The 23075-nt window shown below is 62.9% G+C and carries 15 protein-coding genes and 2 pseudogenes; 6 read left to right on the top strand and 11 right to left on the bottom strand.

All coding sequences use genetic code 11. The features are described from left to right. Window positions 1-272: 272 nt before the first annotated feature. The 3 genes from PQQ95_RS17720 to PQQ95_RS17710 all read right to left on the bottom strand — a co-directional run bounded on the left by PQQ95_RS17720 (window position 273) and on the right by PQQ95_RS17710 (window position 4944). Window positions 273-1676 (bottom strand): methyl-accepting chemotaxis protein, encoded by a 1404-nt coding sequence (locus PQQ95_RS17720; protein WP_408438686.1) that lies wholly within the window; start codon window positions 1674-1676, stop codon window positions 273-275. A gap of 643 nt (window positions 1677-2319) precedes the next feature. Continuing rightward, window positions 2320-3309: an alpha/beta fold hydrolase gene (locus tag PQQ95_RS17715; protein ID WP_408438684.1), complete on the bottom strand. Its 990-nt coding sequence runs from the start codon at window positions 3307-3309 to the stop codon at window positions 2320-2322. Between the two features lie 144 nt (window positions 3310-3453). Next, window positions 3454-4944 (bottom strand): flavin-containing monooxygenase, encoded by a 1491-nt coding sequence (locus PQQ95_RS17710; RefSeq protein ID WP_408438682.1) that lies wholly within the window; start codon window positions 4942-4944, stop codon window positions 3454-3456. Window positions 4945-5090: 146 nt separating this feature from the next. Here PQQ95_RS17710 and PQQ95_RS17705 point away from each other — a divergent pair, with 146 nt between their 5' ends. Further along, window positions 5091-5780 (top strand): TetR family transcriptional regulator, encoded by a 690-nt coding sequence (locus tag PQQ95_RS17705; RefSeq protein WP_408438680.1) that lies wholly within the window; start codon window positions 5091-5093, stop codon window positions 5778-5780. Window positions 5781-5887: 107 nt separating this feature from the next. On the opposite strand, the gene PQQ95_RS17700 is transcribed toward PQQ95_RS17705, so the two are convergent. The 3 genes from PQQ95_RS17700 to PQQ95_RS17690 form a co-directional block, all read right to left on the bottom strand. Continuing rightward, a complete protein-coding gene (locus PQQ95_RS17700) occupies window positions 5888-7075 on the bottom strand; it encodes a spectrin repeat-containing protein (protein ID WP_408438678.1) in 1188 nt (395 codons plus the stop codon). A gap of 115 nt (window positions 7076-7190) precedes the next feature. After that, window positions 7191-7871, bottom strand: a complete 681-nt coding sequence (locus tag PQQ95_RS17695) for a PspA/IM30 family protein (RefSeq protein ID WP_408438676.1) — start codon at window positions 7869-7871, stop codon at window positions 7191-7193. Between the two features lie 462 nt (window positions 7872-8333). Continuing rightward, entirely contained in the window at window positions 8334-8948 is a 615-nt protein-coding gene (locus PQQ95_RS17690; protein ID WP_408438674.1) for a plasmid mobilization protein, read from the bottom strand. A 587-nt stretch (window positions 8949-9535) separates the two neighbouring features. Between PQQ95_RS17690 and PQQ95_RS17685 the strand changes: the two genes are divergently transcribed. Beyond that, window positions 9536-12037: a penicillin-binding protein 1A gene (locus tag PQQ95_RS17685; protein ID WP_408438673.1), complete on the top strand. Its 2502-nt coding sequence runs from the start codon at window positions 9536-9538 to the stop codon at window positions 12035-12037. A gap of 438 nt (window positions 12038-12475) precedes the next feature. Continuing rightward, on the top strand, window positions 12476-13327 hold the full coding sequence (locus PQQ95_RS17680; protein ID WP_408438671.1) for a lipid A biosynthesis lauroyl acyltransferase: 852 nt from the start codon (window positions 12476-12478) through the stop codon (window positions 13325-13327). An 87-nt stretch (window positions 13328-13414) separates the two neighbouring features. Here PQQ95_RS17680 and tssE read toward each other — a convergent pair whose 3' ends face one another. Together tssE and tssD are read right to left on the bottom strand one after the other, a co-directional pair. Next, window positions 13415-13837 carry a type VI secretion system baseplate subunit TssE gene (tssE, locus tag PQQ95_RS17675; RefSeq protein ID WP_408438670.1) on the bottom strand — a complete coding sequence of 141 codons (423 nt, stop codon included), beginning with the start codon at window positions 13835-13837 and terminating at the stop codon, window positions 13415-13417. Window positions 13838-13989: 152 nt separating this feature from the next. Further along, window positions 13990-14265 (bottom strand): annotated as a pseudogene (gene tssD / locus PQQ95_RS17670) (type VI secretion system tube protein TssD); the annotation flags it as partial. Between tssD and tssF the strand changes: the two are divergent. The 3 genes and pseudogenes from tssF to tssJ form a co-directional block, all read left to right on the top strand. After that, a pseudogene (tssF, locus tag PQQ95_RS17665) lies at window positions 14261-15313 on the top strand (type VI secretion system baseplate subunit TssF); the annotation flags it as partial. The pseudogenes tssD and tssF overlap by 5 nt on opposite strands. Further along, window positions 15277-16458, top strand: coding sequence for a type VI secretion system baseplate subunit TssG (tssG, locus tag PQQ95_RS17660; protein WP_408438668.1), 1182 nt, complete (start codon window positions 15277-15279; stop codon window positions 16456-16458). The pseudogene tssF and the gene tssG, both read left to right, overlap by 37 nt. 15 nt (window positions 16459-16473) lie before the next feature. Then, entirely contained in the window at window positions 16474-17004 is a 531-nt protein-coding gene (gene tssJ, locus PQQ95_RS17655; RefSeq protein ID WP_408438666.1) for a type VI secretion system lipoprotein TssJ, read from the top strand. 60 nt (window positions 17005-17064) lie between these two features. On the opposite strand, the gene PQQ95_RS17650 is transcribed toward tssJ, so the two are convergent. Genes PQQ95_RS17650 through PQQ95_RS17640 form a run of 3 tightly spaced genes read right to left on the bottom strand, consistent with a single transcriptional unit; the run spans window position 17065 to window position 22941 of the window. Further along, window positions 17065-18645: an efflux transporter outer membrane subunit gene (locus PQQ95_RS17650; RefSeq protein ID WP_408438664.1), complete on the bottom strand. Its 1581-nt coding sequence runs from the start codon at window positions 18643-18645 to the stop codon at window positions 17065-17067. 4 nt (window positions 18646-18649) lie between these two features. Beyond that, entirely contained in the window at window positions 18650-21772 is a 3123-nt protein-coding gene (locus tag PQQ95_RS17645; RefSeq protein ID WP_408438662.1) for an efflux RND transporter permease subunit, read from the bottom strand. Continuing rightward, entirely contained in the window at window positions 21769-22941 is a 1173-nt protein-coding gene (locus PQQ95_RS17640; protein WP_408438660.1) for an efflux RND transporter periplasmic adaptor subunit, read from the bottom strand. Before PQQ95_RS17640 ends, PQQ95_RS17645 begins: the two co-directional genes overlap by 4 nt. Window positions 22942-23075: the final 134 nt, after the last annotated feature.

Raw genomic sequence — 23075 nt, 5'->3', positions numbered from 1 at the left:
TGTTGCAAGCCACGATTCCCGCTTAGCATTAGCGGTTTGAGCCGCTTTCTTTGCTTATCTTTCTTTGCGGCGGCAAAGAAAGTAAGTGCCTGCCCCGCACAGGGGCGAACACTAATAGACCAATAGCAATTCAAGGAAAGGCCAACACCCGAGGCAAACAGCCAACAAGCACCGCAACAGCAACCACAAGCACCGCACGAGCAACCAGATCAAAGAAAGCCCACCACCACAAGCACCCAAACAAAATCCCCCCGCAGGGGGCAAAAAAAACCTCAAACCTTATACCCAATCCGAACCCCACCCCAATGCCGTCCGGCAACAAACACAGGCGCCGACGCATCCTTCATCAAAACAAACTCTCCGCCGCCCATATCGCGGCGATACGTCTGCAGCAAAAATTTCTTAACATGTGAAGCCGCCGCAATCCCAGTCCGGTCATCGAACATCCGCCGGTTCCGGCAATTCGCCATATTCCAGACCACGTCATCGCGCTGAGGCAAAGAAAACTTCAGATTGTGAGTCGGCAGATAACCGCGTACATCGACAGCAGCACAAAACGCCACACGTGGATCAAGCCCGAGTAAGGGCTCCTGAATGGCAGGCAAAACCCGATCAGTAAAAGCAGTAAACCGCGTAACGAACTGAGCCGGATTGCTCCCAACAACGGGCACGTAGCGTTGATCAAACAAATCCTCAATCGACACCTCGCCGCGAGCGACCGCCGCTTCGAATACTTTGCTCACCTCGGCCGCAGCCCGCTGCACGGCTTCGATAAATCGCGTATCCGTCGTCTCTACCCCCGTCGCCGCAGTCAGTTCGATCAACGTCTCGGATACGCTGAGCAAATTCCCTAACCGGTCCTTCGCCTGGACGAAGTTCTCGCTCGAGTCTTCGACGCCGCTCGCCATCTCCAGCACCTGCGCCTCGAGCCCATTGCATTGCGTTTCGATCTCGCCGGTCAGCGCGGCGATCTGCCCGGCCTCGTCGTTGAGCTGCGTGATCGCATCGCCCGTTGCATGCACGACATCGCCGATCTTGCGCGTGCCTTCACGCACCCGATGCGCGCGCGCCGTGTTCACCGAGCCCTCGTTGATCAACTGCTCGGTCTGCTGGGTGAGTTGCGCGAGCGTCGTCTCGATCTGACCGGTCGCCAGCGCGGTCTTCGCGGACAGGTTCTTTACCTCGGCAGCCACCACCGCGAAACTCTTACCGGAGTCGCCGGCGCGCGCGGCTTCGATAGCGGCGTTCAGCGCCAGCAAATGCGTCTGGCGGGCGATCAGCGAAATCTCCTCGGAGACGCGGCTCACGTGCGCCAACGCGCTGCGCAGCGCGCCAATCTGGCTCTCGATCACCGTCACGCCTTCCACCAGCCCGTGGATGTCGGCCAGCGACGACTCCAGCGTCTCCTGCGACGCCTGCACGCCGGTTGCGGCTTCAGCCGACACGCTGCGCATTTCACGCGCAGCCGCGGCGATGCGGTGGTTGCCCGCCAGCGTCACGGCCGCCGATTCGCGCAGCGCGCGGCATACCTGTGCCTGGCGCTGCACGCGTGCGGCCACTTCGTCGACGTGGCCCGATACGTCGCAGATCTCGATGCCCAGTTTGCCGGCGTGCGCGGCAATGTCGCCGACCACCGTCTGCGAACGGGCAGCGCGGCGGAAGCTGAAGCGCGTCATGGTGGTGTCTCCTTGATGGCGCAGTTAGCAGAGTCGATTCGCGCGCTCATCCAGCACGGATGCCGCGTCTTCTCGAAGTATTGACGGCAAACTGACAAACAACTTGATACGGGGTATCCCGCGGTCGTTATGATGTGGGATCCGGCAGGGCGTCGGTGCGGCCCGGTGCGCGGCGCGCGTGCGACGGCCGGCCTCGCGGCCGGCACGGCCTGCAAGGGGCTATGCGGGCCATGTCTTGCGGCTTTCCCTTTCCCCAGTGGACCATGATTGACTCTTTCGCGCGCGTTTCGGGCTGGCAGCAGCTCTACCACCTATGGGAGCTGATCGTGATGCTCTGCAAGTTTCTCTGGGGACTGCTGCGGTTACTCGGAGGGGGGTGAGAGCGCGACGTCGTGCGTCGACGGTGCGTCAATCGCGCGGTCGTGCGCGCCTAAGTGCGAATCGGTGAATTGGCGGGCGCGCTAGATGATGCGACGAGACGGCCGTTGCATCGCGCGGCCAGAGCGGATCGGACCGGCGCGCGGCCACAGCAGATCAGACCGGCGTGCGGCCAGAGCGGATTAGACCGGCGCGCGACCAGAGCGGATCAGGCGGGCGTGCGGCCAGAGCAGATCAGGCCGGCGTGCGGGCAGAGCAGAGCAGATCAAACCGGCGTGCGGTGCGCGCCTTCACCTACTGGCGCAGCCGTGGCGTTCGTGCCGAGAAACGCGTGCAGATCGGTCATCACGCGCTCGGGTGCTTCTTCCATCGGAATGTGGCCGAGCCCAGGGTACATCACCGATTTCGCGCCCGGAATGCGGCTTGCGAACTCGGCTGCGTGTGCGGTCGGAATCCAGCGATCCTTCGCGCCCCACAGCACCAGCGACGGCACCTTCAGTGTCTTTAGCACGTCAGTATCGACGTCCTTGAAATCGAGTGTCGGCACCATCTTGCCGATTGCCTCGCGTGTGCCTTCGCCGTGGAAGAATTCGACGTAGCGCCGCAGCGTCACCGCATCGATCTTGCGCGGATCGCCATACACGTTGCGCACGGCGCTTTTGATAATGGCTTCCGGCAGCCACCATGGTGAGCTGACCCGCACCAGCGCGCTATTGAAGAGGCCGATGTAAATCGGCAGCTTCATCGGAAAACCAGCGGAGTCGATCAATACGAGCCGTTCGACGGCTTCGCGATGCCGTACCGCGTAGTCCCACGAAATCAGTCCGCCAAGCGAGTTGCCGATCAGCGTCGCGCGAGAGATGTTGAGGGCCTGCATGAACGTGTCGATGAAACGCCGGTAGGTCGGCAGATTCATCGTTTCGATTTCGCCGGTACTCGAGCGCAACGGTCCGGTCACGCCGAACGGCGGCAGGTCGAGACGGATCACGCGATGCTCGCGCTTGAGTTCGTCGGCGACGCGATTCCACGTATGCAACGAAGACGCGAAGCCGTGAATCATCACGATCGTGTCACCACTGCCTTCATCGACGTAGTGCACGTCGGCGCCCATGATCTTGACGAATTTCGAGCCGCTTTGCGTGTAGCGCCGTTGCAATTCGGCGCGCGGCACGCTGGTGATGCCAAGGCGCGCGGCGAGCGAGCGGGGCGGCAGCGATGCTGCTGATGCGGGCGTTGCGGAGTCTATGCTTGCCATGGTTGTTGTCTCCCTGTAGTTCGAGTTAGATCGCTTCTGTTGGCGTTTCTGCCGCTACCGCTGCATCAGCATCAATCAGCATCTGAGTCCAAATCCAAGTCAGCCTCCACATCCCGACCAGCCCCTCAGCCGCCACCTGCCGCGTTACGGCGCGAAGCGATAATCGTGCGGGCGCACTCGCCGCGTGCGTTTGCGAAAGCTGAACGTGAAGCCCGGCCACAACGCTGTGACCTTGCCGCTCTTTGTCTGATACCAGCTATGGCAGCCGCTGACCCACACGGAGTGCTGCATCTCTTTCTGCAGACGCGCATTGAAATCGCGCTGGACGTCGGGCCGCAGATTCATCGTGCGTGCCTTGCGCCGGCGCAATACGCGCAGGCAATCGGCGATGTACTGCACCTGCGACTCGATCATGTAGATCATCGAGTTGTGACCGAGCCCGGTGTTCGGACCGACGATCATGAAGAAGTTCGGGAAGTCGGCGACGCTGGTGCCCAGGTAGGCCTCCGGCCCGTCGCGCAGCCACATCGCGCCGAGATCCGCGCCGTTGAGACCGCTCACGTCAAAGGGCGCGCCCACGTCGTTGACCTGGAAGCCCGTGCCGCAGATGATCGCGTCCGCCTGGTGATGCGCGCCGTCGTCAGTGACGATGCCGTCGGCGACGATTTCGCGGATGCCGCTCGTCACCACGTCGACGTTCGGCTGGTTGAGCGCCGGATAGTAATCGCTCGACAGCAACACGCGCTTGCAGCCGAGCCGGTAATTCGGCGTCAGTTTGGCGCGCAGTGCCGGGTCCTTGACGCGCCGTTCGAGGTAGCTCATGCCGAACTTCATCGGCAACTTCATCAGCTTCGGATTGACGACGAACGCAATCGCACGCGATTCGAGCTGCCAGTAGATCGCACTCCGCACGAAGCGCTGCGTGAACGGCAGATGGCGGAACAGCCAATGCGCGCGCGGACCCACCGGCTTGTTTGGCTTGGGCATGATCCACGGTGCGGTGCGCTGGAACAGGTCGAGCTGCGCGACGCGCGGCTGAATCTGCGGCACGAACTGGATCGCGCTGGCGCCTGTGCCGATCACCGCGACCCGCTTGCCTTCGAGCGGATAGTCGTGGTCCCAGCGCGCGGAATGAAACAGCTTGCCTTCGAAGCGATCGAGCCCGGCGATCTGCGGCATGGCCGGCCGCGATAGCGGACCGCTCGCGGCGATCACCACGTCGGCCTCGATGCTTTCGCGCATGCCATTGGAGTCGATCTCGACTTGCCAGTCTTGCCGCGCTTCGTCGAAACGCGCCGCAGCCACGCTCGCGTTGCAGCGTACATAACGATCGACGCCATATTTGCGCGCGCAATGTTTGAGGTAAGCGAAGATTTCCGCCTGGCCGCCGAACGCACGCGACCACGCCGGATTGGGCTCGAACGAAAACGAATACAGATGCGACGGCACATCGCAAGCCGCACCGGGATAGGTGTTGTCGCGCCACGTGCCACCAATGTCGCCGGCCGCCTCGTAAATCGTGAACGACGTGATGCCCATCTGCAGAAGGCGGATCGCCATGCCGATGCCCGCAAATCCGCTGCCGACAATGGCAATGCGTGGCGCGGCAGGTTGGGCAGATAAGGCAGGCGTCACGGTGGGTCTCCAGCGGCAGGAAAAATTGGGGTGTCTACATATGTCTACACCTGCATAACGCGCAGGGTAGACAACTGTACACTTCGCGTCAAGATCGTTTAGAGTACGACTATTAAACGCGCGAGCCGCGCTCCGACTGAACGCTCATGAAACCCGTACCCGAAGCGGCGCTCGCCGCGGACCATGATGCTTTTGCCGGGCAGGACCTGCCGCCCGGCAAGCGCAAACTGATCGAAGCCGCATTGCGTCTGACCGCGGGCGGGCGCAGTTTTGCGAGCCTGGGCCTGCGCGAGCTCGCGCGCGAGGCAGGGCTCAATCCCAATACGTTCTACCGGCATTTCGACACGCTCGACGACCTGGCGCGCGAGGCAGTCGAGTCGGTGAGCCGCCGCCTGCGGCCGATGCTGCGGCGCGAGCGCTGGCTGGCCGCGCACGACGAGCCGCAAAGCGTGCCGCGTCGCGCGTGTGTGGCGTTTTTTGCGTTTGCGCTGGAGAATCGCGAGGCGTTTCTGAGCGCGCTGGCCGAGTATCACGGCACGTCGCGGGCGCTGCGCGAAGCGGTGCGGGCAAACCTCCACGAGGTATCGGCAGAGATGGCGGACGACGTCGTGCAACTGGAACTGATGCCGACGCTCACCCGTGCAACCGTCGACGAAGTCTGCACGCAGATCGTGCTGCAGCTGTTTCATCTGTCGGCGGAGTACATCGACGGCGATGCCGCGCGCCGGGAAGCGCTGGTCGCGTACGTGGAGCGTTTCATTGTCCGGCTGTTCGCGGGTTCGGTGCTGCTGGCGCAACACGAGCCGGCGAGGATGTCAGCGTCAGCGGGGGCGTAAAAGGAACCCGCATAAAAAAACAGGCTCCGTGCAGGAGCCTGTTTTCATTGCAGCTTGCGTGAAAGCGTTTGATTGACTACTGCATTTCACGCAACGCCGGATGTGTCTCAGGTATCGCTCCAGCCGCCGGAGTCGTCGTTACTGCCCATGTCGACGCCTCCGCCGCTGTTGTCGTTCCAGTCGTTCGAGCCCTGGCCGAAGTCGAGGCCGCCGCCGTTGTCGCCGCCGCGGCGGCGCGTTTCGTCGTCGACGATCACATCGCGCTCCACGACGCGTTCACGCCCGGAATTCAGCGCCTCGCCGAGCAGCACGCCGGTCAGCAGGCCGCCCATGCCGCCGCCGAAGCCACCACCGCCTTGCTGCACGATGACCTGCGGCTGCTGCTGATACGGTCCAGACGGCGGATAGGGCGCTTGCGGCGGGTTGCCGAAACGCTCGGCTTCCTGCGCATACGGTGACTGCTGCGTGCCGGCGGCCGGCGCGGCATACGGATCGGGCCGCCCATCGGCGCGGGCGCGCAGGCTGTCGATGCGCTGCTCCAGTTCGTCGAGTTGATAGGGCGGCACCGGATTCTTGCTGTTCGACAGCGTTTCGACGAGACCGCGCAACTGGTCTTCGGTCGATTCGACTTCCTTCTCCAGCGCCTCATGACCGGCTGCGGTGGAGAGCTTGACGTCGAGCTTCAGGGAGCGCACGGCGTTGAGCATCTCGGTGGCGCGCTTGAGTTGCACGCGACGATCGTCGTCGGCACGCGAATCGTCTTGCGAGCGGGCGCGGCGCAAGGTCCAGCGCAACACCAGTGCGATTACGCCGATCAGCAGAATGATGCCAACCCACATGCCGATGCCAGGACCATGCCGTTGCGGCGCTTGCGGCACCATCGCCGATTGCTGTTGCACTGCCGGCGAATTCTGTTGCACGAACGGATTGGCCGCGCGGCTCGTGGTATTGCCAGCAGCGCCGCCGGCACGCTCCGCGTCCTTACGGATGCGCGCTTCGGTTTGCGCGAAACGGGTCGGGTCGGTGAAGCGGATTTGCGGGTCGAGCGTCTTGGCCTGCTGCACCTGGGCGAGGGCGTCGGCATACCGGCCTTCGCGATCGAGCACCTGGCTGTACAGATAGTGCGCGTGTGCGTTGTTCGGATGCGCCTGCAGCACTTCGCTCAAACCGGCATCGGCCTGCTGCCAGTTGCCTTGCGACATGGCGGATTCGATTTGCTGAACCGTCGGCACAGCGAATGCCGCGGCCGACACGAACAGCAGTGAGGCGAATGCGCTTGCGAGAAATTTTTTCATTTGCGGACCGGGTGCGATGCACCCGTCTCCTTCAGTCGATTCCGGCGGCCGGTGTTCCGGCGGCCGGCACACCGGCAGCGCTAGTAACGGCTGCCGGTATTTGCTGCTGATGCAATTACTGAGCCGGCGTATTGATTTGCTTCTTCAACGCTTCGAGACGATCTTCGACAGACGGGCCGCGGTTCAGATCCGCCAGCTTGTCGTCGAGCGCCTTGCCGGTCTTCACGTCGGCCGAATTCAGACGCGCGTCGGAACGGGCGTTGGACAACGCAACCTTGTCCTCCAGCTTCTGGAAATCCTCGGACAGATTCTTGCCGCCGATCCCGCCCAACGCCGTGGCCGCGACATCTTTGGCCTGAGCGATCTGTTGCTTGGCCTGCAGAATGTTTGAGCGCGCGTTCAGGTCGTTACGACGGCCGCGCATGTCGTCGATCTGACTCTTCAACTGATCGACCGACGGCTCCAGCGTGGTCAGTTCTCTCGCCAGTGCATCGCGCTCGGCTTCGGCCGTGGCTTGTGCACCGAGGGCTTCACGCGCGAGGGCTTCGTCGCCGGATTGCAGCGCGCGCTTTGCGCCGTCTTCGTATTTCTTCGCCTTGTCGGCGGCGACATCGCGCTTGCTTTGCTGCGTGGCGACTTGTGCCTGAATCTCGATCAGCGAGTTCTCGGCTTTAGCGATGCTCTCGTCGAGCTCGCGCACGATCTGGCGCGAATCGCGCGACGGGTCTTGCACGGAATCGGCTGCGTCGTTCAGGAGACCTTTAAGCGTGCGCGAAATGCTGTCAAAAAGCGACATGAAAACCTCCAAAGAATGAAATCGGCGCTGAATATTTCCCACGCGCTTCAACTGCTTTCCAGTGCTACTTTACGCCGCTGCGCGCGAAGCTGCGCAACGTTCGGACCGGAGTTCGGGGCGCACTCGCCGATTGCAATAGCGGCGCCGTAAATTTACGTTTTGAAACCGAATGTCAAACACTCTTAGCGGTTAAAACGCGCGGTGGCTGATTCAGCCGTTCGCGGATATTACACCACGCATTCTCTTAAAACCGCCTTAAAGGGCGCGATGACACAATCGCAAACTTTGCGAAAGGGCGGGTGTCCGCGCGGTGAGCATCCATGCGGCGGCCATCCGCATGGCGAGTGTTCGCGCGGCGGGTGTCCAGGATGTGAAAATGCGTGACGTGTGGACAGCGTGTCTGCGCCTCAACAGCGCACGAATGCGCGATGACTTGGCATGCTCGACCGCGCCACTTTTGATTCAGGCGAAGCGGCCGCCTTCCGTGCTCGGATCGCTTTGCGGATCGTCTTCGTCGCGTGCGGCGTCGACGCGCGGACGTTTGAGCACGTTGCGCAACGGCGCGTCCATGCTGTCCGGCTTCTGCGCCGAGTGGGCAATGGAGGCCGCTTCGGCAGCGGCGACGCGCGCCACGGCTTCGGCTGCCGCGGCGGCTTCTATTTCTTCTGCGGTAGCGGTGAGGGCGGCCAATACACCGGCCGGCAGCAACGGGGCCGGGCCCGCGCCTGCGGCTGTGCCCAACAATTCATCCGCTTGTGCTGCGGCTGCGCTTTCCGCTGGCGCAGCGGATTCGCTGCCGCCGTGGGTTTGCAAGCTCTCTGGCAGCGCTGCCCGTGCATGGCGCGTGCCGCGCGCGACCCGCTGCAGCGCCGCGTCGAGCGCGTCTGGCGCGCGCGGCGCACGCAACCGGTCGACGATGCTGGCCGCTTTCACCTGCTCGCTGGTCGCGCCAAAGCTCAGCACCGCGCGCCGCATCAGTTCGCTGACGCTAATACCCAGGTTTTCGGCGGCGGCGGTAATGGCGCGTTTCTGCGCGGTCGTGACGAACACGACGATGCGTTCGCTGGGCTTGTTCATGGTCGGCTCGCATACTTGTTGGCATTGGCGAATCAAGGCGTGAATCTGGCGTACGCCGTCGTGCGCGTCGGTGACGACCCCGCGCCGAGTCCATCATATGACGAGTTGCGCCGATGCGGAACGGGCGCGACATGAAAATCCCGTGACATCAACGAGTTGTAGCGTTTCCGGTGGGGTTGTCCACAGGCCTGTGCACGTTTTCTGTTGATAACCCTGGCTGGCGTCGCGGGGGCGCTGATGAGACTGCCACAATCTACCGCCGTGACCCCGCACGAAGGGAATTCTTACAAAAAAACTATCTTGAACGGCGTCTGATTTCTTTAAAATGCGCTGTTACGTTGCGCCGGACGATGTCTCAGGCGTGCCGTGCGGTCGCCCGGGGGCGTAGGGCCGCGCGGTGTTTTACGCCTCCTGCAGTCCGTTTGCTATTGTCGTGTTTTACCGCCTGGTCTGGCGTTACTGTGAGCCTTTGGCTCGCTGTCAGGCTGAGCATGCGGTAACGGCCTTTTCGCGCTACGACCACGATCCATGCACGCGCCAGGCGCGCGGGCAGAAAGGCGTTCAGTTACGCGCCCACTATTCCAGTCATGCCAATCATCAAACGACCGCATTCTTCAAATTCTCCGGCTGGTGAAGACCGGGATTCCTACCACCGCACTCCAGGACGCAACGCTGCTTCGCGCGACGGGGAGGCCGGCCGCCGTTCTATTGGCGCGTCCATCGCCATCTGGTTTATCAGTCTGCTGGCGACGATTGCCGTGGTGGGCGCGCTGATCGTCGGTTACGCGCTCGTGGTGATGGGGCCGCAACTGCCGTCGCTCGACGCGCTGACCGACTATCGCCCGAAAGTGCCGCTGCGGGTGTACACCGCCGATCACGTGCTGATCGGCGAGTTCGGCGAAGAGCGGCGCAGCATCGTGCGCTTCCAGGACATTCCGGACCAGATGAAGAAGGCCGTGCTCGCGATTGAAGACTATCGCTTCTACGAGCACGGCGGCGTCGACTTCGTCGGCATTCTGCGGGCGGGCATTTCCGACATCACGCATGGCGGCGCTTCGCAAGGTGCGAGCACGATCACCATGCAGGTGGCGCGCAACTTCTTCCTCTCGAGCGAGAAGACCTACACGCGCAAGATTTACGAAATGATGCTGGCGTACAAGATCGAGCGCGCGCTGACCAAGGATCAGATCCTCGAGGTCTACATGAACCAGATTTATCTGGGCGAGCGCTCGTACGGTTTCGCCGCGGCCGCGCGCGTGTATTTCGGCAAGGATCTGAAAGACATCACGCTGGCTGAAGCCGCGATGCTGGCCGGCTTGCCGAAGGCGCCGTCCGCGTACAACCCGGTGGTCAATCCGAAGCGCGCGAAAATCCGTCAGGAATACATTCTGAAGCGCATGCTCGAATTGAAGTACATCAGTCAGGACCAGTACGACCAGGCTGTCAAGGAAGAGATCCACACCAAGAATCCGGGCAACGAATACAGCGTGCATGCTGAGTACATCGCCGAAATGGTTCGCCAGATGATGTACGCGCAGTACAAGGACGAAACCTATACGCGTGGCCTGAATGTCACCACCACCATCGATTCCGCCGATCAGGACGCCGCCTATCGCGCGGTGCGCAAGGGCGTGATGGATTACGAGCGGCGCCACGGCTACCGCGGACCGGAAGGCTTCGTGCAATTGCCGGCACCGGGCGACGACCGCGATCAGACCATCGACGACGCGCTCACCGATCACCCTGACAATGGCGAAATCATCGCCGCCGTGGTGACCGACGCGAATCCGAAGCAGGTGAAGGCGCAACTGGTCGACGGCACCGAAGTGACGATCAGCGGCGACGGCCTGCGTTTTGCAGCCGGCGCGCTTTCCGCGCGCGCGGCGGCCGCCACGAAGATCAAACCGGGTTCGATCGTGCGCCTCGTCGCCGACGACAAGGGCAACTGGCAGATCACGCAACTGCCGCAAGTGGAAGGCGCGCTGGTTTCGCTCACCCCGCAGGACGGTGCGATCCGCGCCCTGGTGGGCGGCTTCGACTTCAACAAGAACAAGTTTAATCACGTCACGCAGGCGTGGCGTCAGCCGGGTTCGAGCTTCAAGCCGTTCATCTATTCGGCAGCGCTCGACAAGGGGCTCGGACCGGCCACGATCATCAACGACGCGCCGCTGTACTTCCCGCCGAGCACGCCGGGTGGTGACGCATGGGAACCGAAGGACGACGACCAGCCGGACGGTCCGATGCCGCTGCGCCTCGCGCTGCAGAAATCGAAGAACCTGGTGTCGATCCGCATCCTCTCTTTCATCGGCACCAAGTACGCGCAGGATTTTGTCACGCAGCGGTTTGGTTTCGACGCCGACAAGACCCCGCCGTATCTGCCGATGGCGCTCGGCGCCGGCCTCGTCACGCCGCTGCAATCGGCAGGCGCGTATTCGGTGTTCGCGAACGGCGGCTATCGCATCAATCCGTATCTGATCAACGAGGTCACGGATGCCCGCGGCGAGCCGCTCTCGAAGGCGCAGCCGTTGACCGCCGGCCAGGATGCGCCGCGCACGCTCGAACCGCGTAATGCGTACATCATGAACAGCCTGCTGCATTCGGTGGCTACGGCAGGCACGGGCGCGGGCACCAACGTGCTGCATCGTTCGGATTTGCAGGGCAAGACGGGTACCACCAACGACGCCAAGGACGGCTGGTTTGCCGGTTATCAGCAATCGCTGGTGGCGGTGGCGTGGATGGGTTACGACCAGCCGAAGAGTCTCGGCAGCCGCGAGTTCGGTGCACAGCTCGCATTGCCGATCTGGGTCGAGTACATGCAGCGCGCGCTGCGCGGCATACCGCAAAGCGAGCCGGCCCAGCCGGACGGCGTGACCGCGGTCGACGGCGAACTGTTCTATACGGATATGACGCCGGGCAATGGTTTCGTGGCCAGCATCGGGCTGGATTCGGCGAATCCGACCGCCGGGGCGAGCGACGCGGTCGGTGGTGTGGGGCCGGCGGGTATGACGCCACCGGCGGTGCCGCCGCCGAACGTCTCGTCGAATGAAAAGAAGCAGATCATGGATTTGTTCGAATCGAACAAGCCTTGATGTCCTTCAAATCTCCCGGGGAATTTCCCTCGGAGGCCCGCCCACGGGCGTAGTGAGTGCGTGCGGTCTGGCCCGGGCCGCACGCACACGTTTTTGAAACGGCAGGGATGCTGATGCGGCTTTTTGTAGCGTTATCCGGATTCCGCCGAGCAGATTTTGTGCCCGCCCTCCGCAGTGTGTTTTAATCACGCCTGCGGTGCTTTTATAATTGGGTCCAATACGGATGCTCGATTCCTAAGCGGTTTCGACCTCCAGCACCGCTGCGTCTCGCCGCGAACGAGACGCTCATCATCAAAAGCCGCGCTGCGTAAGACCCGTTTGACGCGCGCGCATGCCACTTCGCCCGTGGACAACCGTCAGGTTGTCGCGGCCGGCGTGTTTGAGACACAGCATCCACCGGGTCGTTGCCTTGTGAAAAGTCGAATACTCATCTGTCTGATGACAGGTCTGCTGCGCGCGTTTGCTTTCTTGCCCTATGGCGTTGTTGCACGCATCGGCACCGGCATCGGTGCATTGCTGTACCGGATCCCGAGCACGCGCCGGCGCGTCGTGCATACCAATCTGAAACTGTGTTTTCCCGACATGAGCGACGAAGCGCGCGAACGCCTCGCGCGCGCGCATTTCTGTCATGTGATCCGCAGCTATGTCGAACGCGGCCCGCAGTGGTTCGGCAATGCGCAGGCGCTGGCGCGTCTTGTCGAAGTGGAGAGCGCGATCGATCTTTCCGACATGCAAGGGCAACCGACGATCTTTGTCGGTTTCCATTTTGTCGGTATCGAGGCGGGATGCATGATGTATTCGACGCGGCATCCCGTTGCGTCGCTGTACACGCCGATGTCGAATCTTTTGCTCGACGCAATGGCCAAGCGGCAGCGCGGCCGTTTCGGCACGGAGATGATTCCGCGCAGCGATAGCGTGCGGCGTGCGTTGCGGGTTCTGCGTGACGGCAAGCCGGTGATGCTGGCTGCCGATATGGATTTTGGGCTGCGGGATTCGGTGTTCGTGCCGTTTTTTGGCGTGCCGGCTTGCACGCTGACTTCCGTTTCGCGGATGGCGAAGGCCGGCAACGCGCGGGTGGTGCCCTTTGTGACCGAGGTTTTGCCGGACTATCGCGGCTACAAGCTGACTATCTTCGACGCGTTAAGCAATTTTCCTTCGGATGATGTGTCCGTTGATGCGCGGCGGATTACAGAATTTCTTGAGACGCAAGTGCGACGGATTCCTGATCAATATTATTGGGTGCATAAGCGGTTTAAGAATCGGCCTGTTGGTGAGGCTGGGGTTTATTGATTTTTTGCGAGTAACAGGGGCGGTTCGGGTATCGGCAACCGTTCGAAATCGTCCCTGGCGGCCTGTTTTTCACTGTCTCCCAGGCATTCAAGGGTCACGCTCAATACGCTGCACGCGCATGCGCCCGGGCGGTTCGAAGTACGTGCCGAAGCGCACCAGTCCAGCCTTCTTCAGGTGACACGTCATTTCGTAGCTCACCAGCACGCCGGGGTCGGTATTGACGATATATTCCACATCGATTGACCTGATACGCGGCTCGTACATCAACAGTGTCGCTTCCATCTGCTGCTTGAGCCGATGCGCCGAAGCGGGCAGCGCCTTGTAGATGTTCGTCAGGTCAGGGAGTCCATAGTCGGGCAGATGTTTGAGTGCACCCGCCCGGGCGTTGAGAATGCGGCGGATGTTCTGCTGGATGCTCAGAATCTCGAGTGTCCGGTCGTCGTGTGCTTGCAGCGGCTCACCGCCGATCTGGCCAAGCAGCTTGTCGTAGAGGGACGGACCCACTGGCATCACGCACTCCTTCGCGTACGGGCCGCAGCCGTACTGGTTTCGCGGGACATGAATAAAAAGCGCCAGCGCCACAGAGCGGGCTGGCGAAAGAGGCTGACGTGCACCTTTGTGGCCGGCAGATCAGGCGGCCTGTGCCAGCCTCTTGGGGAGCTTTACGAGCGTTCGTTCCAGCTGTCGGCGTGGATGATGTTGCCGTCCTTATAGGACCACGTGATTTTTTCGTAGCGCAGTTCGATTTCTTCGAGATGGTTGTGCTTCTCGAACGCCGGATTCTTGATGTCATGCATCTTCGGCTTGACGGCGACCACTTTCACGTTGTCGAGCCTGGTGTTGAAGTATTCTTTTTCTTTGCCCGCATCGTCGATCTTGTACCACTTGATCTCGACCGACTTGAGTGTTTGGCCGCTCGTGACGGCTTTATACAAGTATCAGCTATTGCTCGAATACTTCACATTCCGCGAGAAGTTTCTGTTCGTCGACCTGTGCGGCCTGGATGTCGCCAAGCTCCCCGCTAACGCGTTTAGCTTCGAACTGGAAATCCTGCTCACACATCGCTATCCATCCGACCAGCGCTTCACAGCGGAGAACGTTCGGCTCTTCTGTACGCCGGTCATCAACCTGTTTCCCCTGGACGCCGAACCGATCGACGTGAATCATCACGAGACGGAATACCGGGTCGTGGCCGCGGGCCACCAGGGGGCTCACGTCGAGACCTATTCGGTGGACGCGGTCGAGTCGTTCGATCATGCCAACGCGGAGCGTTACGAGTATGTGCCGTTCGCGACCTTCCGGCACCGCGGCGGGATGTTGCGCCATGAGGCGCCGGAGCGGTACTTCCATACGCGCGTGAGGCAGGGTGTGACGGGGCTGCATGACACGTGGGTCATCCTCGGTGGCCACGCGTGGGAGTCGATGGAAAATCTGCCGGCGGAAAATCTCTCACTGCGCGTGACGGGGACCAACGGCATGCTGCCGAGGAAGGGGCTGCGCGAAGCGAACATCAATGAACTGGGCGAGAGCACGCCGAACGTATCGGCCGTGCGCAATCTGATTGCGCCGACGTTGCCGCTCTATCCGCCCACCGGCGACCGCTTCCAGTGGCGGGTGCTGTCGCACCTCGCGCCGAATTTCCTGTCGATGATGGACGCGGAAGTGCTGCGTGGCGCGCTGGCGCTCTACGACTGGACTCATGATGAACTGAACCGCCGGCGCCTCGCGGGCATCCTGCACGTATCGGAGGAACTGCTTGAAGAAGTGTCGGGTGGTTCGGTCGAGCGGGGTGTGCTAATCGAGGTCACGCTCGACAGCCACGCCTTCGCGGGAGAAGGCGACGTAATGCTGTTTGGTGAACTGCTGCACCGGTTCTTCGCGCTGTATGCGGAAATCAATCTTTTCACGAAGCTCGCGATCGTGAGCCTGCCGTCGCAGCAACGCACTGAATGGCCGCGCAGCAAGGCGTTGCGCTCCCCGCTATGAAACCGCGCGACATGCCCAATCTGGAACCGCTGGTCGCGTCGCTGCTCGCCCGCGCACCGGCAATGAACTTCATGCAGCTGTGCCGGTTGCTCGAAGCGCGCGCACCGGAGCGTCCCGGCTTCGGTACGCGTGACACGCCCGAACACGAACCCGTGAGGTTCCGTCCGCGCGCTCGCGTTGGTTTTCCTGCGGGCGAAATCGCGTCAGTCGAATTCGACGAGGACGGCGTGGCATACGGGCTCAACGTCCCGCCGACCGTGCGCACGACGTTTATGGGTCTGTACGGGGTGGATGCCGCGATGCCCTCGCACATGATCGACGACATCGTGCTGCGGACGGAAGGACACGACGCGCTCGAGGCGTTTCTCGACCCGTTCAATCACCGGATCGTGACGCTGCTGTACCGCGCGTGGAAAAAGTACCGCTATCCGGTCGGCTTCCGTGTGGGCGGTACTGACGCGCATTCGCGCAAGCTGCTGTGTCTGGCAGGTTTCGGCTGGGGCGAGAAGCCCGCGCGCAGCGGGCTGCCGGACTCGCGGATACTGGCGTTGCTGGGACTGCTGATCCAGCGTACGCGCACGCCGGAAGGTCTTGCCGGCGTCATTGCGCTGGCCGCGCCCGGCGTCGATGTCCGTGTCGACGAGTTCTTTCCAACGCTTAAGGGTGCGGGCAAACCGCGGCCGCTTACGGCGGTGGACAGCATTGACGGCGCAATGAGCGAGGGTGAGGGCGACGGCAAGGGTGAGGGCAAGCGCAACGGTAAGCGCAAGCGCCGTGGCCTTGGTGGAGGCTACGTGCTGGGCACGCGCCTCACGTACCGCAGCCGGGCCGCCCGAGTAACGCTGCGGCCAGCAAGCGCGCAACAGGCGCACGATCTGTTACCTGACGCGTGGTTACACCGCGAACTGTTGGCTTTTATCCGCCTGTACGTCGGTACCAGGGCCGACGTGTATCTGCGCATGGAAGTGTCGTCACGACTCGCACCGGTGCCCAGAATCGGCGCGGCGTCCGAAGGTCCGGCGCCGCGTCTTGCCTGGACCACCATCCTGCCTTCCGCCGACGAACGTTTGATCACCATCCCGCTCGGCTATTACGAAGCGTTTCCGGCGCCCGGACCCAACCCGTTTGTCACGCCATCTGCCTGATTCTGGAGTAGCGCCATGTTCATCCGTTTCATCACGCCGATTCTTGCCAGCAGTCTGTTGCTCAGCGCATGTGGTGCATGGCAGGCCGTGTCGGACTCGACCTCGAACGCGTATCACGCCGTCTTCTACAAACAGGTCAAAGTGCTGAACGTCGACCTGACCGCGCGAGCCTCGATCAATCCCGACGAAGCGATGCGTCCGACATCAGTCGCCGTGCGCGTGTACCAGCTCAAGGATCGCAAGCGCTTCGACGAGGCGTCGTATGACGATCTGCTGAAGAACGGCAAGACCGTCCTCGCGCAGGATCTGCAGGACAGCATTGCGACCATGGTCAATCCGGGCGCTTCCGCAAGCATGTCTCAGCCGATGCAGCCGGGCACGGAATACGTGGGTGTCGTCGCGTTCTACCGGGACCCGGATTCGAATGGGAGCTGGCGTCGCGTGGTTCCGAAGAAGACGCTGTCGGCGGATGCGCCGCTGAAGCTCGAACTGGTCGGCCGGGAACTGGTTGCAGCGACGGATCCCGTTAGGTCGAGGCCGGAGTGATGAAAATTGGCCCGCTCAACGGGATCCGAAGTCCGTGGCCATAAGTACGGAATCCCAGGTTTAGTTTGAAGCGCCCACGTTCGCTGCGGGCGCTGCCGGCACTGACATAGATGCAGATGCAGAGGTGGAAGCAGAGGCAGAATTAGAACCGGAACCAGGCGGAGACGCAGAAGCAGAACCAGACGGCGCCGACTCCAACGGCGGATTCCCCATTGCCTGGAACAAGGCCGCTGTATCCGTCAGCCGCGCGCTCATATAGCGGATCTCATCGAGTTGCGCGTTGCGAAACTGCTGTTCGCTCGACCGCGTCGACGCGATCGGCAATGCGCCCAGCCGGTAGCGTCCCGACGTTTCATCGAAAATTCCCTGCGCTGAGCGCGCTGCAATGTTCGCCGCATCGAGTGCTTGCGCGTCGTGCTGCAGCGCTGCGAGCGTGTCGGCGACGTTCTGGAAAGCGGCCAGCACGGTCTGCTTGTATTGCGAAACCGTGGCGTCGTACGTATCGACCGCCGCGCGGCGTTGCGCGAACAGGGCGCCGCCATGAAACAGCGGTTGCGACAACGACGCGCCAATACTCCATATCGCCCCCGCGCCGGACAGCGCCACCGGCCAGCTAAAGCCGCCTTGTCCCATCGATGCATTCAGCGAGAGACTCGGGAACATCTGCGCCGTCGCGACGCCGACATCGGCCGCTGCGGCTTTCAAGGCGGCGTCCGCAGCCTGGATGTCGGGCCGGGTGCGCAGCAGTTCGGACGGCACCACCACCGGCACCTGTTCAGGCACATGCAGTTGTGCCAGATCCAGATCGTCCGGCGCTGCGTCCGGCGTACGGCCGAGCAGCACAGCCAGCGCATGACGCGTCGTCAGCCATTGCTGCTTCAAGCCCGGCAAGCTCGCGGACAGACTCGCCGCACTTTGTTGCGCGCTCAGCTGATCGGCGTGCGAGACCGCGCCCAGAACGTAGCGCCGTTGCGTGTCGCGCGCCTGATCGTTTGCAATCGTCACGAGCCGTTCGGTCGTGTCGATCTGTGCGCGCAATGCGGCGCTCGTGATCGCCGCCGTCACGATATTGGCGGCCAGCGCGCGGCGCGCGGCATCGAACTGATACGCCTGGACGTTGACGCGGGCGGCGAGGGCGGCGTCGGCGAGCCGCGCGGCGCCGAACAGGTCGAACGTGTAGTGCGCCTGCAATTGACCGACGAAGACGTTGTACAGGAACGTATTCGGACCGGCCTCGGGAATCGCCAGCGCGCGATTGCGGGTGGCCTGGCCGCCCGCGTCGATGGTTGGCAGCATCGAACTGCCGATCTGCGCACGCAGTTGCTCGCGCGCGGCTGCAAGGCTCTTGTCGGTGGCGGCGAGCGTCGGGCTGTTGCGCAAGCCTTCGTCGACCAGCGCATCCAGCGCCGCCGATTGATACAGTTTCCACCATTCGGGCACGGGCTTCGCGCCGGCCACGAATTGCTGGGTGATGCCCTGCGCGGGCACGGTTTGCGTCGGTTGCGCTTCGGCGCCGTAGTGAGCCGGTTGTGGCATGGCGGGCGGCTCGCCGTTCGGGCCGAACGAGCAGGCGGCCAGCGCCAGGGTGGCGCTGCCGAGTAGCGTGCGGCGCAGGTGTCGAGGGAATGCGAAGGTAGCCATGATCTCAATTCCCCGAATGCGTCGTGCCGGACGGTGCCGGCGGCTCGCGCTCGTCGCCGCGCACTCTGAAGGACGCGGCGTACAGAGCCGGCAGGTAGAACAGCGTGAGGATGGTCGCGCTCGTAATGCCGCCCATCAGCGCGGTTGCCATCGGGCCGAAGAAGTTCGAACGCAGCAGCGGAATCAGCGCGAGCACGGCGGCGGCCGCCGTCAGCGTGATCGGCCGGAAACGCCGCACCGTCGCGCCGACGATCGCGTCGAAGCGCTTATGTCCCGCGGCAATGTCCTGCTCGATCTGATCGACCAGAATCACCGAGTTGCGCATGATGATGCCGAACATGGCAATCACCCCGAGCATTGCGACGAAGCCGAACGGCTGGCCGAACAGCAGCAGCGTCAACACCACGCCGATCAGGCCGAGCGGCGCGGTCAGCACCACCATCAGCACGCGCGCGAAACTCTGCAACTGGATCATCAGGAGCGTCAGCACGGCGATGACCATGATCGGAATCTGTGCGTTGATCGATGTTTGCCCCTTGCCGCTTTCCTCGACCGAGCCGCCGATCTCGATCCGGTAGCCGACCGGCAGCGTGCTGCGAATCTGGCTCAGCGCCTTGTCGACGGCATGGGTGACGTCGATCCCTTGCGAGCCCGGCGCCACGTCGGACTGCACGGTGATGGTGGGCTGCCGGTCACGTTCCCAGATCACGCCATATTCAAGGTCGTTGCGCAGATGGCCGAGCGTGCCGAGCGGCACCGGGCCGTTCGGCGTGGGCATCGCCAGCGTGATGAGCTTTGCAGGGTCGACGCGTTCGGCTTTCGGCGCGCGCAGATCGACGCTGATCAGCTTGTCGCGCTCGCGGTATTGCGTGACGGTGTAGCCGGACATCGTCATCGCCAGGAAGCTCGAGATGTCTTCGGAGGTCACGCCGAGTTCGCGCGCTTTCTTCTGGTCGACTTCGAATCGCACCGAGCGCTCGGCGGGCTCGTCCCAGTCGAACTGGACGTTGCTGGTACCGTGGTCGGCGCGCATGGTCGCGGCGACGCGCTCGGCGATCGAGCGCACGGTGGCGATGTCGTCGCCGCTTACGCGAAACTGCACGGGATAGCCGACCGGCGGGCCATTCTCGAGGCGCGACAGGCGGGTGCGGATTGCCGGAAAGTTGTTGCGCAATTCCGGTTCGAGCCATTGCGCAAGCTTCTCGCGATCTTTCACCGATTTCGCCGTGATCACGAACTGCGCGAAATTGGGCTGCGGCAATTGCTGATCGAGCGGCAGATAGAAACGCGGCGCGCCAGTGCCGACGAAGTTCACCGTATGATCGATTTCCGGACGACCCACCAGTACTTTCTCCAGCCGCTCTGCTTGCCGTAACGTTGCGTCGAACGACGCGCCTTCGGGCAGGCGCACGTCCACCAGCAACTCGGGACGGTCGGAGCTCGGGAAGAACTGCTGCGGCACCAGCGTGAAGCCTGCCATGGCCACGACGAACAGCACGATCGTGATCACGAGGACGACGAAACGCCGCTCGATGCACCAGCCTATCCAGCCACGCAGGCGCGTGTAGAAACGCGTGTCGTAGATGTCATGTTCGTGATCTTCCGCTTCGTGCGCCTGACGTTTGCGCTCGGGCAGCATGTGATAACCGAGCAGGGGAATCAGCACCACGGCCGCGAGCCACGACGCAATCAGCGCGATTGCCGATACTTCGAAAATCGAGCGCGTGTATTCGCCGGTACTGGACTTGGCGAGGGCGATCGGCAGGAAGCCGGAGACGGTGACGAGCGTGCCGGTCAGCATCGGGAAAGCGGTGCTGGTGTACGCGTAGGCCGCGGCGCGGGTGCGGGTCCAGCCTTGCTCCAGTTTCACCGACATCATTTCGACGGCGATGATCGCATCGTCGACCAGCAGCCCGAGAGCCAGCACTAGCGTACCGAGTGACACCTTGTGCAGGCCGATGTCGAACAGGTACATGCACAGCGCCGTGACGGCGAGCACGACAGGTATCGAGATCACGACCACCATGCCGGTGCGCACGCCTAACGACAGCAGGCTGACCACGAGCACGATCGCGATCGCCTCGGCGACCGCTTCGAGAAAATCGTCGACTGAATGCGCCACCGCGTTCGGCATGCTCGACACTTCGACCAGATGCAAACCGGCGGGCAGGTAGGTCCGCAGCTTGACCGTCTCCTGATCGAGCGCTTTACCCAGGCGAATCACATCGCCGCCCGGCTGCATCGTCACGCCGATGCCCAGCACCGCTTTGCCGCCGGCGCGCATTTGCGTGGCGACCGGATCGTCGTAACCGCGCTTGATGGTCGCGATGTCGCCGAGACGGAACGAGCGGTTATTGATGCGGATCAGCGTGTCCGCGAGCGCATTGACGTCCTTGAACTGGCCGGTGGGGCGCACGAACACGCGGTCGTCGGTGGTGGTCAACGTGCCCGCCGGCGAGACGCTGTTCTGCGAATTGATCGCCTGGCCGAGTTGCTGCGGCGAGATGCCGAGGCGTGTGAGTTGCGTGTTGGCGATCTCGATATAGATGTGCTGATCCGGGTCGCCGAAATAGTCGACCTTGCCGACGCCCGGCACGCGCAGCAGCACCGTGCGTAACTGGTCCGCGTAATCGTGCAGTTGCGCGGCGGAAAAGCCATCGCCTTCGAGCGTGTAGATGTTGGTGTAGACGTCGCCGAATTCGTCGTTGAAGAACGGGCCTTGAATGCCCGGCGGCAAGGTCGCCGCGATATCGCCGACTTTCTTGCGCACCTGATACCAGGTTTCGGGCACGTCCTTGACCGGCGCCGAGTCTTTCATCGAAAAGAACATCAGCGATTCGCCGGGGCGCGAGTAGCTGCGCACGAAATCGATGGCGGGCGTTTCCTGTAATTTCCGGCCGATGCGGTCGGTGACCTGTTCCTGCACCTGGCGGGCGGTCGCGCCCGGCCAGAAGGTGCGGATCACCATCACGCGGAACGTGAAGGGCGGGTCTTCGGATTGTGCGAGCCGGGTGTAGGCGAGGATACCGAAAGCGGTGGCGAGCGCGATCAGGAAAACGACTAGCGCCTGATGGCGCAGCGCCCATGCGGACAGGTTGAAGCGTCCTTCTTCATGGGGGGTGCTCATGAAGCGAAGTCCTCGGGATGCAGCGGCGGGATCACGTGGACTTTTTCGCCGGCGGTCACGGTATGCACGCCTTGCAGCACCACGCGTTCACCGTCCTTGAGCCCCTGGCCGATCACGATCGTGCGCTCGTTATAGCGCGTGACCGTCACGCGGCGCAGTTCCAGCGTATCGGCATCCGGCGCGTTATTCGCGGCACGTACGACCCACACGGCCGGTTGCGTGCCGTCGTGGAATAGCGCGGTGGCCGGCACGGTGAAGGCGCTGTTCTGGTTCGCCGATGAGTTCGAGGGCGACGGTGCGGCGAGCGCGATGTCGGCGGTCATGCCGAGGCGCACGTCCGGGCCCGGATTGTCGAGCGTGAGCTTGGCGCGGTACGTGCGGCTTTGCGAATCGGCGGCGGGCGACAACTCGCGCACATGCGCGGTAAAGCTGCGGCCCGGCAGCGCGACCAGCGTGACCTGCGCGGTTTGCCCGACCGAGAGCGCGGCGAGCGCGCTTTCCGGCACGTCGCAGACCACGTCGATATCGCCGCTCCATGCGAGGTTGTAGACGGCTTGACCCGCGGACACATTCTGGCCCGTATCGGCCTGTTCGGCGGTGATTACGCCGGCGTGATCGGCAATGAGCGTGGTGTACTGCAACTGGTCTTTTGACAACGCTGCCTGCTGCGCGGCCTGGTCGCGCTGCGCGGCGGCGGACGCGTAAGCGTTCGTGGTCTGTTCGAGCTGCGCGGGCGCAATCAGGTTTTCTTTCGCCTGAGCCTGGTCGCGGTCGAGTTGCTGCTTCGCATACACGAGACTGTGTTGCGCGGCTTCCAGTTGAGCCTGTGCGCTGGCGGCATTCTTTTGTGCATCCGCCGGATCGAGCCGGGCGACGATCTGCCCGTTCTTCACCACGTCGCCCAACCGTACGCGCCGTTCAATGATCTTGCCGCCGACGCGAAACGACAGCGGGGTGGAATAGCGCGCCTGCACTTCGCCAGGCAACGATGCCGACGCCGCCGCGCTGCCGTCCGCATGCACGGCGACGGCGACCACCGGACGCGGCGCGGGTGCAGCCGCTTCCTTTTTCGAGCACGCGGCCAGCGTGACGATACCGGCGAGCGCGAGGGCGAATGCTGCACGGCGCAAGCGCGCGGGCCGGGCATACCGATGGAACTGCTGGCGCATCGCAGACGATGCGGGAGGACCGGGACGCTTCACAATTACCCCAACTGGAGACAGCGAACGAACACGGCAAGCCGCAGCGGCCCGCCAGCGAAGACGCGTGGGCCGAAACATGCAAGTGGCATACGCATCTGACT

Source organism: Paraburkholderia caffeinilytica (genome assembly GCF_046030355.1).
GTDB classification, from domain to species: Bacteria; Pseudomonadota; Gammaproteobacteria; order Burkholderiales; family Burkholderiaceae; genus Paraburkholderia; species Paraburkholderia caffeinilytica_B.
Note: the sequence above shows the minus strand (reverse complement) of the source record. Positions and strands in the feature narration are given on the sequence as shown.

Excerpts from the sequence above, each read along its gene's own strand:
- PQQ95_RS17720 (WP_408438686.1), bottom strand. The coding sequence starts at position 1,676 with ATGACGCGCTTCAGCTTCCGCCGCGCTGCCCGTTCGCAGACGGTGGTC.
- PQQ95_RS17715 (WP_408438684.1), bottom strand. The coding sequence starts at position 3,309 with ATGGCAAGCATAGACTCCGCAACGCCCGCATCAGCAGCATCGCTGCCG.
- PQQ95_RS17705 (WP_408438680.1), top strand. The coding sequence starts at position 5,091 with ATGAAACCCGTACCCGAAGCGGCGCTCGCCGCGGACCATGATGCTTTT.
- PQQ95_RS17700 (WP_408438678.1), bottom strand. The coding sequence starts at position 7,075 with ATGAAAAAATTTCTCGCAAGCGCATTCGCCTCACTGCTGTTCGTGTCG.
- PQQ95_RS17695 (WP_408438676.1), bottom strand. The coding sequence starts at position 7,871 with ATGTCGCTTTTTGACAGCATTTCGCGCACGCTTAAAGGTCTCCTGAAC.
- PQQ95_RS17690 (WP_408438674.1), bottom strand. The coding sequence starts at position 8,948 with ATGAACAAGCCCAGCGAACGCATCGTCGTGTTCGTCACGACCGCGCAG.
- PQQ95_RS17685 (WP_408438673.1), top strand. The coding sequence starts at position 9,536 with ATGCCAATCATCAAACGACCGCATTCTTCAAATTCTCCGGCTGGTGAA.
- PQQ95_RS17680 (WP_408438671.1), top strand. The coding sequence starts at position 12,476 with ATGACAGGTCTGCTGCGCGCGTTTGCTTTCTTGCCCTATGGCGTTGTT.
- tssE (WP_408438670.1), bottom strand. The coding sequence starts at position 13,837 with ATGCCAGTGGGTCCGTCCCTCTACGACAAGCTGCTTGGCCAGATCGGC.
- tssG (WP_408438668.1), top strand. The coding sequence starts at position 15,277 with ATGGCCGCGCAGCAAGGCGTTGCGCTCCCCGCTATGAAACCGCGCGAC.
- tssJ (WP_408438666.1), top strand. The coding sequence starts at position 16,474 with ATGTTCATCCGTTTCATCACGCCGATTCTTGCCAGCAGTCTGTTGCTC.
- PQQ95_RS17650 (WP_408438664.1), bottom strand. The coding sequence starts at position 18,645 with ATGGCTACCTTCGCATTCCCTCGACACCTGCGCCGCACGCTACTCGGC.
- PQQ95_RS17645 (WP_408438662.1), bottom strand. The coding sequence starts at position 21,772 with ATGAGCACCCCCCATGAAGAAGGACGCTTCAACCTGTCCGCATGGGCG.
- PQQ95_RS17640 (WP_408438660.1), bottom strand. The coding sequence starts at position 22,941 with ATGCGCCAGCAGTTCCATCGGTATGCCCGGCCCGCGCGCTTGCGCCGT.